The 12,597-nt window shown below is 55.0% G+C and carries 14 protein-coding genes; 7 read left to right on the plus strand and 7 right to left on the minus strand.

The annotated features are described in order from the left end of the window. Positions 1-374 precede the first annotated feature (374 nt). From Q1Q75_RS07990 to Q1Q75_RS08005, 4 genes are all read right to left on the minus strand, one after another. Positions 375-602, minus strand: a complete 228-nt coding sequence (locus tag Q1Q75_RS07990; RefSeq protein WP_300669026.1) for a hypothetical protein — start codon at positions 600-602, stop codon at positions 375-377. 370 nt (positions 603-972) lie between these two features. Beyond that, positions 973-1,812: a deoxyribonuclease IV gene (nfo, locus tag Q1Q75_RS07995; RefSeq protein ID WP_300669028.1), complete on the minus strand. Its 840-nt coding sequence runs from the start codon at positions 1,810-1,812 to the stop codon at positions 973-975. A gap of 114 nt (positions 1,813-1,926) precedes the next feature. Further along, a complete protein-coding gene (gene rlmN, locus Q1Q75_RS08000) occupies positions 1,927-2,997 on the minus strand; it encodes a 23S rRNA (adenine(2503)-C(2))-methyltransferase RlmN (RefSeq protein ID WP_300669031.1) in 1,071 nt (356 codons plus the stop codon). Continuing rightward, complete coding sequence (locus tag Q1Q75_RS08005) at positions 2,994-3,587, minus strand: hypothetical protein (RefSeq protein WP_300669034.1); 594 nt, start codon at positions 3,585-3,587, stop codon at positions 2,994-2,996. The genes rlmN and Q1Q75_RS08005 overlap by 4 nt, the downstream gene beginning before the upstream one ends. A gap of 186 nt (positions 3,588-3,773) precedes the next feature. On the opposite strand from Q1Q75_RS08005, the gene Q1Q75_RS08010 reads away from it, so the two are divergent. Next, entirely contained in the window at positions 3,774-4,214 is a 441-nt protein-coding gene (locus Q1Q75_RS08010; protein ID WP_300669037.1) for an Hsp20/alpha crystallin family protein, read from the plus strand. Between the two features lie 480 nt (positions 4,215-4,694). Here the strand turns inward: Q1Q75_RS08010 and Q1Q75_RS08015 are convergent, their stop codons facing one another. The 3 genes from Q1Q75_RS08015 to Q1Q75_RS08025 all read right to left on the minus strand — a co-directional run bounded on the left by Q1Q75_RS08015 (position 4,695) and on the right by Q1Q75_RS08025 (position 6,831). Further along, a complete protein-coding gene (locus tag Q1Q75_RS08015) occupies positions 4,695-5,936 on the minus strand; it encodes a DEAD/DEAH box helicase (RefSeq protein WP_300669039.1) in 1,242 nt (413 codons plus the stop codon). A 140-nt stretch (positions 5,937-6,076) separates the two neighbouring features. Then, positions 6,077-6,349 carry an acylphosphatase gene (locus Q1Q75_RS08020; RefSeq protein ID WP_300669042.1) on the minus strand — a complete coding sequence of 91 codons (273 nt, stop codon included), beginning with the start codon at positions 6,347-6,349 and terminating at the stop codon, positions 6,077-6,079. 59 nt (positions 6,350-6,408) lie between these two features. Further along, the gene (locus tag Q1Q75_RS08025) at positions 6,409-6,831 is read right to left on the minus strand and encodes a hotdog fold thioesterase (RefSeq protein ID WP_300669045.1); all 423 of its coding nucleotides are present in this window, start codon (positions 6,829-6,831) and stop codon (positions 6,409-6,411) included. 269 nt (positions 6,832-7,100) lie between these two features. On the opposite strand from Q1Q75_RS08025, the gene cmoA reads away from it, so the two are divergent. The 6 genes from cmoA to Q1Q75_RS08055 all read left to right on the plus strand — a co-directional run bounded on the left by cmoA (position 7,101) and on the right by Q1Q75_RS08055 (position 12,412). Continuing rightward, complete coding sequence (gene cmoA / locus Q1Q75_RS08030; protein WP_300669048.1) at positions 7,101-7,841, plus strand: carboxy-S-adenosyl-L-methionine synthase CmoA; 741 nt, start codon at positions 7,101-7,103, stop codon at positions 7,839-7,841. A 1-nt stretch (position 7,842) separates the two neighbouring features. Further along, complete coding sequence (gene cmoB / locus Q1Q75_RS08035) at positions 7,843-8,814, plus strand: tRNA 5-methoxyuridine(34)/uridine 5-oxyacetic acid(34) synthase CmoB (protein ID WP_300669050.1); 972 nt, start codon at positions 7,843-7,845, stop codon at positions 8,812-8,814. A gap of 10 nt (positions 8,815-8,824) precedes the next feature. Continuing rightward, positions 8,825-9,355 carry a hypothetical protein gene (locus tag Q1Q75_RS08040; RefSeq protein ID WP_300669053.1) on the plus strand — a complete coding sequence of 177 codons (531 nt, stop codon included), beginning with the start codon at positions 8,825-8,827 and terminating at the stop codon, positions 9,353-9,355. Between the two features lie 276 nt (positions 9,356-9,631). Continuing rightward, positions 9,632-9,877 carry a hypothetical protein gene (locus tag Q1Q75_RS08045; protein WP_300669055.1) on the plus strand — a complete coding sequence of 82 codons (246 nt, stop codon included), beginning with the start codon at positions 9,632-9,634 and terminating at the stop codon, positions 9,875-9,877. Positions 9,878-10,039: 162 nt separating this feature from the next. Then, the gene (locus Q1Q75_RS08050) at positions 10,040-10,957 is read left to right on the plus strand and encodes a DMT family transporter (protein WP_300669058.1); all 918 of its coding nucleotides are present in this window, start codon (positions 10,040-10,042) and stop codon (positions 10,955-10,957) included. Between the two features lie 123 nt (positions 10,958-11,080). Then, a complete protein-coding gene (locus tag Q1Q75_RS08055) occupies positions 11,081-12,412 on the plus strand; it encodes an amidohydrolase (protein ID WP_300669060.1) in 1,332 nt (443 codons plus the stop codon). Positions 12,413-12,597 lie beyond the last annotated feature (185 nt).

Below are 12,597 nucleotides of genomic sequence, written 5' to 3' on the forward strand. Positions count from 1 at the left end.
TCAAAAATGCAAAATGTAATTCACCGTTCTCGACTCGTGAAATATCCGGGCTAAGACGGACAGGCCGTGAGAAACTGCAACGCAAATAAAGACAGGATCTAATGACAGAAGGTTCATTGGACGTCGAAAGACGATAGGGGGACGTGGGCGCACGTCTCTCCTCAACGGAGAGAAAGCCCGCAGAAAAGCAGAAAAGAGACAGGCGAGAGGCAAACACTCGAAACCGCCCGTTCAAACCAACCCGAACACCTTGTCTCCGAATAAGGAAACACAGGCATCAAGGCCATTCATAACAGCATGCCCATGGGACTGGCCAAAGGATTGCGCATCCCATGGGCTGCCATGCTTTTTCATGCTTTCAAAGCGTCACGAGATCAATAAACGGTCTCGTAATCATAACTTGCTTTGACTTTTTTAAGATTTCGAAAATACTCTTTTGACCCCATACGAAGTTTATCGCTGCTGCGAGCCCTGTACTCCGTATTTGCTTTGATGAAGCATTTTTTACATGCTGCACGAAGCCCGTCTTTCCCGCCTTTCTGCCGATAATATTCGTTTACCGGCTTCTCCTCTCCACACTTGGAACACAATTTAGTCATCATAATTTCCAACCTCTTTCCTTCAACAGTCAAAACAACAACCCTTAACCAAAGGCGGGATATTACTAAAACCAAACGAGGCTGTACAGTTTTTTTTAACTTCCGGTAAAATTTTTCACCCTTCAGAATGGTCTGTATTAAGAAACACTTCAAGAATTCTGCATAGCATTTGTTGGCTTATTCGAGGTATACTAACTCTTGAGACGCCCTGAATACGGCGATCTTCGACTTTTTCCATTGTCCTGTGCCATGGCCCGTTTCTGGTGAACACTTCTGCATGTCACCCTCCTGTGACGGCCCCCAAAAAACTTCATTTTTTGTTGTGAAAGGAGTAACGGTGCCTTTTGAGTCGTATGATTTTATGAAATACTTTTTAACATAGTGATTTAAGAAGGACTAATTCCTCCTCCCAGAGACTGGAATCCGGTGTTTCCAGAACCATGGGAATCTCTTCGAATCTCGGGTCGTTCATCACACAACGAAACACCGCCATCCCCAGCTGTCCCTTCCCCAGCGAGGCATGGCGATCCACTCGTTTTCCCAGCTCCGGCTTGGCGTCATTCAAATGCATGCCCTTGAGATACGGAAATCCCACCACCGCCTCAAACCGGGCGAACGTTTCATTGCAGGCCTCCACGGTTCGAAGATCATACCCAGACGTAAAGGTATGGCAGGTGTCAAGGCAGACCCCCACCCGGCTTTTGTCCTCCACCTGAGCTATGATGTCCCTCAAATGCTCAAAACGATACCCCATATTGGTCCCCTGCCCCGCCGTGTTCTCAATCACGGCGCAGACGCCTGCCACCTCCTGGTGAGCCATATTGATGGACTCGGCAATCCGGGCGATGCAGGTCGCCTCATCCTGCTTTTTCAGGTGACTGCCGGGATGAAAGTTCAATCGATCCAACCCCAGCTGACGCACCCGGATCATCTCATCGACAAAGGCTTCCCTGGACTTGGCCAGCCCCTCGGCCTCCGGGTGCCCCAGGTTGATCAGGTAACTGTCGTGGGGAAGAATGTGCGCCGGTAAAAAACCGTGGGCCTCGCAATTCGTCCGAAACGCCGAAATACTTTGTTCCGTCAGGGGCTTGGCCTTCCACTGCCGCTGATTCTTCGTAAACACGGCAAAAGCCGTGGCTCCGATGGCCGCTGCGTTCAACGGTGCGTTCTCCACGCCACCCGCCGCACTCACGTGGGCTCCGATTCGTTTCATGATATGTTCCTCCGAGGGCCTGCCCCTGGGCAGGGCCTCTGTATCGTGGGGATAAAGTTCAGGCGTAAAAGGCATCGCTTTTGGGTACACATTATTTTGTATACGATTCTCAGGTCACTGCGACGGCACATGTTTCTTCCCCAGCTGCCCGCAGCCTGCCACAAGATCACGCCCTTTAGAGGCCCGGATGCGCACGTAAGCACCCCTGGCGATCAGCAGGTCACGAAAACGCTCCACAGCGCCCTGGCAGGTGGAAGGGAAGGGGGCTCCGGGGCCCGCGTTAAAGCCAATCAGGTTGTAACGAACAGAAAGAGGGGAAAGGATCGCCACCAGTGCCTCTGCATCCTCGAGGCTGTCATTCACCCCTTCGATGACGATGTACTCAGCAAAAAGAGCCCCTTTTCGGGCAAAAGGAAACCTTGCCAGGGTTTTCACAAGACGCTCCAAGGGAGTCTTGCGATTCACGGGCATCAGGGACGAACGCACCTCATTGGTGGCGCCGTTAATGGAGACGGCAAGATTCACGCCCGAGATATCGGAACCGGCCAGCGTTTCAATGCCCTCGACACTCCCCACGGTGGAGACGGTAATCCGCCTCAAAGGGATATCAAACCCCCTCTGATCGCTCATGATGGCAACGGCATCGGCGACGGCATCAAAGTTGTCCAGGGGCTCTCCCATCCCCATGAAAACGATATTCTGGATGGGATAGTTCAACCGGTGACGAGCCAGATAAAGCTGATCGATAATCTCAACCGGTGTGAGATCCCGGACAAAACCCATTTTCGCGGTGGTGCAGAAAACGCAGCCCCTCTTGCATCCCACCTGAGAGGAGACACAAAGGGTATAATGGTTCATCATGGGAAGCACCACCGATTCCACTTCATGCCCATCGTGAAGGCGGGCGGTGAATTTCACCACGCCCTCCGCCTCTTTGACGGTGACCAGCTCAGGCTCGGGAAAAACCAGGGTCCCCCTGATGGCCTCGGCCAAACCGTCCCGGTCGGGAAGCCGCGTCAGGGCGGCAAGGTCCACTGATCCGGTGCGGATCACCATGGAATAAAGCTCCGCCGATGCGTACCGATCAAGCCCCAGCCGTGCCACCATGGCGTCACGAAACCCCTCATAATCCAAGGCAAAAGGGCGGACCCCTGCCTGCGTCTGATCAAGACGACGTTCCATCATAACCCTTCCAGTCCCTCACCCCGTTTGACCAGGGCTTTCAAATCGTCCACCGTGTGTTCCAGGGTGCCGCAAATATGGGCCAGACGCTCCACAAAGGGATCCGCCTCCCCCAACGCCTGAGCCGACTCAGAGAGACTCAGGTAAAAAAGCTCTTTTCTCTCCTCAACCCTTTTTAACAAGGCCTTTCGGATGGCATGGCGCTTGCGCTCGCCATCAATAAGCTCCCCCAACCGCTGGATGGAAAACTCCACCAGGGCGTCTCTGGGAGCGCCAAACTGCCGGGACACCAGCTCCAGGGAATCCAGGGTCCGGCGGCTGATCACAAAGGTCTTCTGCACCCTCGGGACCTCTTTCATGGCATCGGCGGTCAACTTTCCGGCAATTGCGTTGAGCGTGTCCACATCCTCCACCAGATGATCAAAAAGGGATTTCTGCTTAATCCCGAAATGTTCCGCCACCACGGCCATGGACTCAATGGCCCGTGATGAGATGCGAAAGGTGGCCCGCACCGACTGTTTGCCCATGAGATCCCGCAACGATGCACCGCCGGGGCCTGCCATTATATTTATTGGATCGTTCTTTTTTTTCATATGACCTCCTCTCCTTTCTATATCAAAGATAAGCCCATTCGTCATTCTCATTACTTTATTTTATTATTTGTTTTACGTAATGATACAAAAATATCATATTTTTTAATTGACACAATAAAGATCATGACTATTTTTGTTTCAGACAAAAGAAACAACACACTCAACAACACATATGGAGGCCTCATCATGGAACGTGTCAGATTTAACCCCTTTGTAACCGCCCCGTCCGTTAACAGCCGAATCAACCGCCTTTTTGACGACTTTTTTACCGACGCAAATCGCCTTCCCGCAAACCCTGCAAAGTGCTGGAGCCCGGAGGTGGACATCTACGAAGAGGAGGGGAACGTGATCATCAAGGCTGATCTCCCCGGCATTGAAAAAGAAGACATTTCCATCCGCACCGAGGAGGGAATTCTTACCCTGAAAGGCGAGCGAAAAGCCGAGGAAGAGAGCGAAAAGAAAAATATCTACCGACGCGAACGCTTCTCCGGACGCTTTGAGCGGGCGTTCAGGCTCTCGCCTAAAACCGATGTGGATCACATCGAGGCAGAATTCAAAAACGGGGTTCTGCACATCACGATCCCCAACGCCACAGAACCGGAAGGCAAGGAAATTTCCATTCATTAAAACAAAAAAGGCCTCCGGCGGATGCGCTTCGTTCCCTCTAAATCTTAGGCACAGCGCATCCGCCCCGACCGCAACCGATGCAGACGAAACGACCCACGGCGCCATCCCCCACACAATAGGCGCTATGCAAGATCAGCCATCGCAAAACACAAAAAACCGGGTCTCCCATAAGGGAGAACCCGGTTTTTTGGTTCAATTCCAAAACAAAAAAAAATAACTATTCAGCTCAGGAAAAGCAGCCTCCGGCGGCAAGGTGTGCCACCTTGAAAGCTGCTTGCGAATGCGCTTTGCCCCCTTGTCACGGCGAAGCCGCAGCCGAAGACGGATTGCTTGTCGCGCCGTAGCCCACCGACGCGGGTTGTCATGATGACACACAAGCACGGGCGAAGGCGGAGTCCTTGGGTCAAATCACACCCGCATTTGGGTCGACGTAAATCTGGAATATGTATTTAAAACCTGTTTGTTAAACTTTTCAAAAGTTTAGTCCCCGGCAGGGCCGCCGGAGGCACAAGCTGAAGAGTTCCCTTTTTTTTTCGGCTTTTTGGGCTTCTTGGGGCGCACGTTCACCTGACGGGTGAGGGGCACTTTAAATGTGGGGACAAAATCAGGATCGACCTCACGCACCAGGGTCTGGCGGATCAGGCTCTCAATGGCGGACAGGAGTGTGACCTCATCGGCGCTGACCAGAGAGATCCCCTCCCCTTCCAGGCCGGCGCGCCCGGTACGCCCGATGCGGTGAATGTAATTTTCAGAGACTTTCGGCAACTCAAAATTGATCACCCGGGGCAATTCGTTGATATCCAGGCCACGCGCAGCCAGGTCGGTCGCGACCAGGACCCGGCTCTTGTTCGCCTTAAAATCAGCCAAAGCGCGACTGCGCTGCCCCTGACTCTTGTCGCCGTGAATCGCCACAGCCAGCACCCCGTCCTCACCCAGGTCTCGCACCAGGCGGTCGGCCCCCTTTTTGGTGCGGGTAAAAACCAGCACCTGCGCCCAGCCATGGGTACGGATCAGGTGGCTGAGCAAGGCCCCCTTCCTGCCCTTATCCACTTCGTAGGCCCACTGTTTCACGCTCTGCGCCGAGGTATTTCGGGGACTCACCTCAATCATCACCGGGGCCTCAAGGAAGGTATCGGTAAGCTGGCGGATCTCCTCTGAGAAGGTGGCAGAAAAAAGAAGATTCTGCCGCTTTTTCGGCAACAGGGCCATCAACTTATAGATATCCTTAAGAAACCCCATATCCAGCATACGATCCGCTTCATCGAGAACGAGGATCTCCACCTGCGAAAACGTGACGGCGTTTTTAGAAAAAAGATCCAGCAACCGCCCCGGAGTCGCCACCAGGACATCGATGCCTCTGCGCAATCTCATCATCTGAGGATTAATCTTGACCCCGCCGTAAACGAGGCCCGACGTCAGGGAGAGATGACGGCCATAAACCGCGACGTTCCCGGCAACCTGTATCGCCAGCTCACGGGTCGGCGTCAGCACCAGGGCACGAATATGATTCGCTCGGGCCCTGGGGCCGGTTGCAAGACGCTGAAGCATGGGAAGGGTGTAACTGGCGGTTTTGCCCGTGCCGGTTTGGGCCGCGGCCATGACATCCCGGCCGGAAAGCACCGCAGGGATCGCCTGGGCCTGAATGGGAAAAGGGGCCGAATACCCCTCGTCGTTAACGGCACGAAGCAGTGGAGCAGAGAGTCCAAGGGAAGAAAATGACATGAGGCGTGATTCTCAATAAAAGGGGGTTGAAGGTCTCGGCCGTAAAGCACGGCTCTGCAGATTAAAACAAAACATGGGTCCATGTTGGACGCTACTATACCAACCCCAGCAGCAGACTCAAGCTCTAAGAATCCAACCGCTCATCCCCACACCTCAAACCCGTCAAAACTGTTCCCATAGGCTTCCACCTTGACCTTCACGTCCTCAACCCGTGCCATACGCGGACCCATCCGGCACCAGAAAGCAAACTCATCCACAGCGGCGGTCTCCCCTTCGGCCAGAACCTCCACCGTCCCGTCAGGGACATTCCGAACCCAGCCGGTCACCCCAAATCGCTGGGCGGCATCCACGGTATGATACCGAAAGGCGACCCCCTGCACCCCACCGCTGATCCGTAATCTCACGCGTTTCATGCGCACCATAAGGACTCCGTTGATTGTAGCCGTTGCAAATTACCGGCCACTTCGTGAGATCAATAGGCCAGGATGGCCGCGGTCATGCGGACGACGGAGATGAGCTTCTCCTTCTCATCGGTGATGCGCACATCCCAGACGTGATTGCGCCGCCCCAGGTGAAAAGGTCTGCACGTGCCGTAGACCCACCCGTCCTTGGCGCTTCGAATGTGACTGGCACTGATTTCGGTTCCCACCACGCCATGGCTTGTCAGATCAACGCAAAGGGCGGAGGCGATGCTGGCCAGGGATTCCCCCAGCACGCAGGTAGCGCCGCCATGAAGGAGCCCGGCCGGCTGTTTTGTTTTCTCGTTGACGGGCATACGCCCTTTCAGCCAGTCATCTCCCAGGGCCACCAGTTCAATCCCCAAATGATGGAGCATCGCCACCTCCACAATGGGTTTCACCTCTTCAAGGGTCACGGCCTGATGCCAGATATGCATGGTCTCTCCCGGTTTCGGTTTCTTGTAAAAACCCCCAAACAAAGAACACACAGACGGATGCCGCGGTACGCAAGGGGGGATGGATCAGGCTGAAATCCCCTTGACACCCGCCTTGCGATTGGTAATAAATGGCTGGTGCGGTTTTCCATCATGAATGGGTTTCCCTTTTTTTTCAACTGTTAATGGGAATTTACGCCACACCGTACATGCCGGTTTCACCCTCTCCCGAGGATTTCACGCGTCTGATGCACCAAGGATCACATGAGAATATGAGCCAGGATAAAATTTACTCAAAAAAACTGCCCTCCGTACCGCCCTTTGAATTCAATGAAAATGTGGCCGGAGTTTTTAATGACATGATTCACCGCTCCGTCCCCCTCTATCGGGAGACGGTCAAGCGGCAGGCCCAACTCGCCGCGCGTTTTTATAAGGAAGGCACAGCGGTCATCGATCTGGGATGTTCCAACGGCAATTTCGGCATGCGCCTCTTAAATGAGATGGGCAAACACCCCCTTCACATGGTGGCCGTGGACAACTCGGCACCCATGCTGCAAATCTATCAGGAACGCCTTGACAACCACCCCTCAGGCGATCAGATCGAGTTGGTTCAAGCCCATATCCAGGAGCTGGCCATGGAGCCCGCCTCGGTGGTGGTCCTGAATCTGACCCTGCAGTTCCTCCCCATGGCGGAGCGGGACACCCTTGTGGCCCGCATCCACGAGGCCCTCATCCCCGGCGGCATTCTTCTCATCACCGAAAAAGTGGTGCACGAAATGGAGAGCCTCTCCGCACTTCAGCAGGAGTTCTACTACCGATTTAAAGGGGAAAACGGGTACTCTAACCTGGAGATCAGTCAGAAAAGAGACGCCCTGGAGAACGTGCTGGTGCCCGAAACCGTGCAATCCCATACAGCACGATTCAACGCCGCAGGCTTTACCCAGGTGGACATCTGGCAGAAGTGGTTCAACTTCACCAGCTTTATCTGCATGAAAGACGAGGAAAAGAAATAAGATGGACGCCCTGTTACATGACCTGAACCGATTGGGCCTGGACCCTGTCCAGAAAGAGCTCACCGCCCTGATTGAAGAGAAAAAAGCCCTGGTAGGACGCGATTTCGGCAATGAAAAAAAATTCCACACCCTGGTGGAGAACCTCCCCGAGATGCACGGGGCCGACATCGACATCACGGGAAGGCGTGTCAGTGTTCTGCCTCGAGACGATCACGACCCCGCAGAGATCGAGGCCCTTCATCAGGGGCTTAAGGATCTCCGGCCCTGGCGCAAAGGCCCCTACGGCCTCTTTGGCGTCGACATCGATACCGAATGGAACTCCGACGTCAAATGGGATCGCCTGGCCCCCCACATCGCCTCCCTTGAAGGGCGACGCATTCTGGACATCGGCGCCAGCTCCGGATACTACATGTTCCGCATGGCGGCCCACCAGCCAGAGATGGTCCTGGGCATCGACCCCCAGATCCTGTTTTATTTCCAGTACCAGGCACTTCAAAAGTACCTGCAGATCCCCGGTCTCTACTTCATCCCCGCAAAAATGGAAGAGATGCCCGTCCTCAAAGCGTTCTTTGACACGATCTTCTGCATGGGGGTGATCTACCACCGCAAATCACCCATCGACACCCTGAAAGAGATCCACGCCTGCCTGCGCCCTGGCGGGGAGTTGGTCATGGAAACCCTCATCATTGAGGGGGACTCCGAAACCGCTCTTTTTCCCGTGGACCGTTACGCAAAAATGCGAAACGTCTTTTTCATCCCCACCGTCCCCTGCCTCGCCAACTGGCTAACGCGGGCTGGTTTTACCAACATCCGCTGCGTGGACGTCTCCCCCACCACCCTTGCCGAGCAGCGGAAAACAGACTGGGTCAACACCGAATCCCTGGAGATGTTCCTGGATCCCAACGACCCCACCCAAACCGTGGAAGGCTACCCCGCCCCTGTCCGGGCCGTGGTACTGGCCGATGCGGAATAAAGGAGCCCCCATGGCCACAGCAGAAAAACGCGACGTCACCCTTTCAACCATGTGTGAAAATCTGGCAGCCTTTGCCGTGGATCGGGAGGACATCAAGCAGCTCCTGGCCACCCTCCCGGCCGATGACACCGTTAACCTGGTGACCGTGGAGTACGAACTCCAACTCCTTAAAATCATCAGCGCCGGATGGGCCATCAACGTTTACATGGATGGAAAACCCGAAAAGGAGACCCTGGCTGAAAATTTCTGGCTGATTATCCGGGAATTTTCCAAAAACCTTTCCGAGACCCTGCACCTCACCACCGGGGCGGAGGTCGACTACTTCGAGGCCCTTAAAGAGCGCCTCAACACCTACCTTGCCGCCATGGAAGAGGCCGGTTCCGGCGAGCCGGTGCAGGCCGTGGGCCCCAAGTTCGCCTCTCTCTGTGGAAGCCCGGACAACGCCTTTGTCACCCTCAACGGCGCACGCCTCTTCCATCTCACCTCCACCGCCGTGCAGGAGTACGTCGGCTCGGTGGAGATTGTGGCCGAGACAGTATAAAAAAAACGTAATTGTTCAGCTCTTAAAAAGCAGCCTCCGGCGGCAAGGTGTGCCACCTTGAAAGCTGCTTGCGGATGCGCTTTGTCCCTCGTTCCTCGGGCAAATCACATCCGCCTTTGATTGTAGTGTAATCTTGAAATCATGCAAAAATCCTGTTTATCAAACTTTTCAAAAGTTTGGTCCCCGGCAGGGCCGCCGGAGGCACTGTCTGAATAGTTACAAGAAAACGTTCTTGCCCTTTGCCCTTCACCTTATACCCGATTTTTTTGAGGTTTTATGAACGCCCGAAACTACGATCACCTTCTTGAACTGATGCGCGAAAACCCGGACGCCACCCCCTCAACCTTTCTGGAAGACAGCTCCTACAGCTCCTGGCTTTACGACCACAGCGATGTTCGTCGCCTGAAATCCGCCATGCAGGGAGACCCCGAGCCTGGGGACCTGCAGCGATGGGACCTCTCCCCGGGACTTTGGAGGGAACAGGTGGCCATGGCCCTGGGGGCTCTGAAGCGGAAAAAGTAGACGGGCAGGGAACATCCAGCCCTCATGGGGGCAAAACCCTTGACCTCCCCCGGGAGGTTTGACACAGTGCCACCACTCCATAAGACGAGTGTAAAAAAATCAGGCGACCTCATATCAAACAATTCGTTTGAATCGAGGCTCTAAATTTGAAAGTGATTTTCCATGTCGGCATTGAGTCAAAAAATCGGAGCATATTTTGTGGCTATGGCAGCCATGATGTGGGGATTTGACGCAGTCGTGCTTACCCCGCGCCTCTTCAACCTGAACGTGATCTATGTCGTGTTCATGCTCCATGCCCTGCCCTTTGCTGTCATGCAGCCCATCCTTTTCCGGGAATATGCCTGGATTAAAAAGATGCGGCCCAGCGATCTCACCTTTCTCTTTCTCGTGGCCCTTTTCGGGGGAGCCATCGGCACCATAGCCATCGTAAAGGCCCTCTTTCTGGTGGAGTTCAAGCACCTGACCGTGGTGGCGCTGTTACAAAAGCTGCAACCCGTCTTTGCCATTCTCCTGGCCCGAGTTGTCTTGAAGGAACGCTTAAGCAAATACTTTCTTCTCTGGAGTATCATTGCCATCATCGGCGGGTATTTTCTCACCTTTGAATTCAATGTCCCCACCCTTGCCCACAACGGTAAAATGCTGCCCGCAGCCCTCTTCGCGCTTCTGGCAGCCTTCTCCTTCGGCAGCGCCACCGTCTTCGGCAAACGCATCTTAGGGCTGCTCCCGTTTCAGACGGCTCTTTTTTTCCGATACGGCTTAACGACTCTGATCATGCTGGTTTTCGTCCTCGCAACCGGGACCCTCTCCCAGGTCGCCGTCACCACCCAAACCAACTGGGTCTTCTTCTGCATCATCGGCCTGACGACCGGAAGCGGCGCCATTCTCCTCTACTATTACGGCCTGAGACACATCTCAGCCGGGGTGGCCACCATCTGCGAACTTCTCTTTCCCATCTCCAGTATCCTCTTCGACTACATCTTCAACGGAAACGTCCTCTCTCCGATCCAGTGGTTCAGCGCCACGATCATGCTCTTTGCGATCTACCAAATCGGAACGGCACCCCCTGCAGTCAAGGGCTGATAAAAGCCTGTTTTTCCGCCTCTTCGCGTTATAAAATATGGCAGCCTTTGTCAGCGCATAACCCCGCCTGCGCCGTTGCCATAGCAGGCACGCTTCTTATTCATAACCCCGCAAAGGAGCCCCATGACCCGCGACCAGATGAAAAAAGCAGTGTTCGAGGCCATTGACGCAGAAAAAGAGACCCTTTTTGCCCTCGGAGAGGCCCTTTACACCCACCCCGAGCTCGGCTACCGGGAACATTTCGGCACGCAAACGGTCGCGCAACTCTTGACTGAGTTAGGCTTTCAGGTGGAACAAAATATCGCCGTCACTGGGGTGATCGCACGCTCTCTGACATCCCGGCCCGGCCCCACTGTCTCCGTCCTCGGCGAACTTGATGCCATCGTCTGTCCCGATCACCCGGACGCCGACCCGCAGACCGGGGCCGTCCACGCCTGCGGACATCACCTGCAGATCGCGGCCATGGTGGGCATCGCCCTGGGCCTTCAGCGCGCCAACGCCTTTCCCTTCCTGGGTGGCAGCGTGAACTTCATGGCCGTCCCCGCCGAAGAGTTCGTGGAGATGGATTTCCGGGCCCGTCTTAAAAAAGAGGGAAAAATAACCTGGTACGGTGGCAAACAGGAGATGATTCAAAAAGGTCTTTTCGACACCACAGACATCGCCATGATGATCCATGCCCTGGACCTCGGCCCCGGCCCCGCCGCCGTCATCGGAGCCACCGGCAACGGTTTTATCGGCAAAGAGATTCGGTTCATCGGCAAAGAGGCCCACGCGGGTGCCGCCCCCCATGAGGGCGTCAACGCCCTCAACGCCGCCATGCTCACCATGAACAACATCCACGCCCAACGGGAAACCTTTCAGGACGAGGACCACATCCGCGTCCACCCCATCCTCACCAAAGGCGGCGATATCGTCAACGTCGTCCCCGCCGATGTCCGCATGGAGAGCCACGTCCGCGGACGCACCCTCCACGGCATGCAGGACGCTTCAAAAAAAGTAGACCGTGCCATCGCCGCCGGCGCCATGGCCGTGGGAGCCTCAGTCACCATCGAGAACTTGCCGGGTTACCTGCCGCTTCTCACCACGCCGGAGCTCGACACCCTCTTTAAAGAAAATGCCCGCCCCTTCTGCGAAAACCGTCTCATCGAAGGCGCCGAGTTTGCAGGCTCCTTTGACATGGGCGACCTCGCACACCTCATCCCCTGCCTTCACCCCTTCACCGGCGGGGTTTCCGGCAACATACACACCCGAAATTTCACCGTCGCCGACAAGGAAACCGCCATCCTCTTCCCTGCCAAGGCCCTGGCCGGAACCCTTATCGACCTGCTCTGGGACGACGCCAAAAAGGGGAAAACCATCATCGAAGGCTTTTCCCCAAGACTGACCAAAACACAGTACCTGGCCTTTTTAGAACGGACATGGGAAACACGGAAGATTCATGGGGACGCCCTTTAGAAAGATAAGGGACGAAGCAAAAATAAAACATACAATAAACGATGCCTCCGGCGGCAAGGTGGCGCCACCTTGAAAGCGGGTTTGCGAATGCTCTGCGGCTGTCGCTATTCCAAACACCTCGCGTCCGCATTCGCGTGAAGTGCAAGAAAACGCACAGTGCGTCGCAAGGGCATGAGCTGTAGATG

The organism is Desulfoluna sp. (assembly GCF_030145185.1).
Classification (GTDB): Bacteria; Desulfobacterota; Desulfobacteria; order Desulfobacterales; family Desulfolunaceae; genus Desulfoluna.

Bases quoted from the DNA above. Each gene is read 5' to 3' on its own strand.
- nfo (WP_300669028.1), bottom strand. From the start codon at position 1,812: ATGAAACGAATCGGAGCCCACGTGAGTGCGGCGGGTGGCGTGGAGAAC.
- Q1Q75_RS08040 (WP_300669053.1), top strand. From the start codon at position 8,825: ATGGCCACAGCAGAAAAACGCGACGTCACCCTTTCAACCATGTGTGAA.
- rlmN (WP_300669031.1), bottom strand. From the start codon at position 2,997: ATGATGGAACGTCGTCTTGATCAGACGCAGGCAGGGGTCCGCCCTTTT.
- Q1Q75_RS07990 (WP_300669026.1), bottom strand. From the start codon at position 602: ATGATGACTAAATTGTGTTCCAAGTGTGGAGAGGAGAAGCCGGTAAAC.
- cmoB (WP_300669050.1), top strand. From the start codon at position 7,843: ATGGACGCCCTGTTACATGACCTGAACCGATTGGGCCTGGACCCTGTC.
- Q1Q75_RS08020 (WP_300669042.1), bottom strand. From the start codon at position 6,349: ATGAAACGCGTGAGATTACGGATCAGCGGTGGGGTGCAGGGGGTCGCC.
- Q1Q75_RS08045 (WP_300669055.1), top strand. From the start codon at position 9,632: ATGAACGCCCGAAACTACGATCACCTTCTTGAACTGATGCGCGAAAAC.
- Q1Q75_RS08025 (WP_300669045.1), bottom strand. From the start codon at position 6,831: ATGCATATCTGGCATCAGGCCGTGACCCTTGAAGAGGTGAAACCCATT.
- cmoA (WP_300669048.1), top strand. From the start codon at position 7,101: ATGAGCCAGGATAAAATTTACTCAAAAAAACTGCCCTCCGTACCGCCC.
- Q1Q75_RS08055 (WP_300669060.1), top strand. From the start codon at position 11,081: ATGACCCGCGACCAGATGAAAAAAGCAGTGTTCGAGGCCATTGACGCA.
- Q1Q75_RS08010 (WP_300669037.1), top strand. From the start codon at position 3,774: ATGGAACGTGTCAGATTTAACCCCTTTGTAACCGCCCCGTCCGTTAAC.
- Q1Q75_RS08005 (WP_300669034.1), bottom strand. From the start codon at position 3,587: ATGAAAAAAAAGAACGATCCAATAAATATAATGGCAGGCCCCGGCGGT.
- Q1Q75_RS08050 (WP_300669058.1), top strand. From the start codon at position 10,040: ATGTCGGCATTGAGTCAAAAAATCGGAGCATATTTTGTGGCTATGGCA.
- Q1Q75_RS08015 (WP_300669039.1), bottom strand. From the start codon at position 5,936: ATGTCATTTTCTTCCCTTGGACTCTCTGCTCCACTGCTTCGTGCCGTT.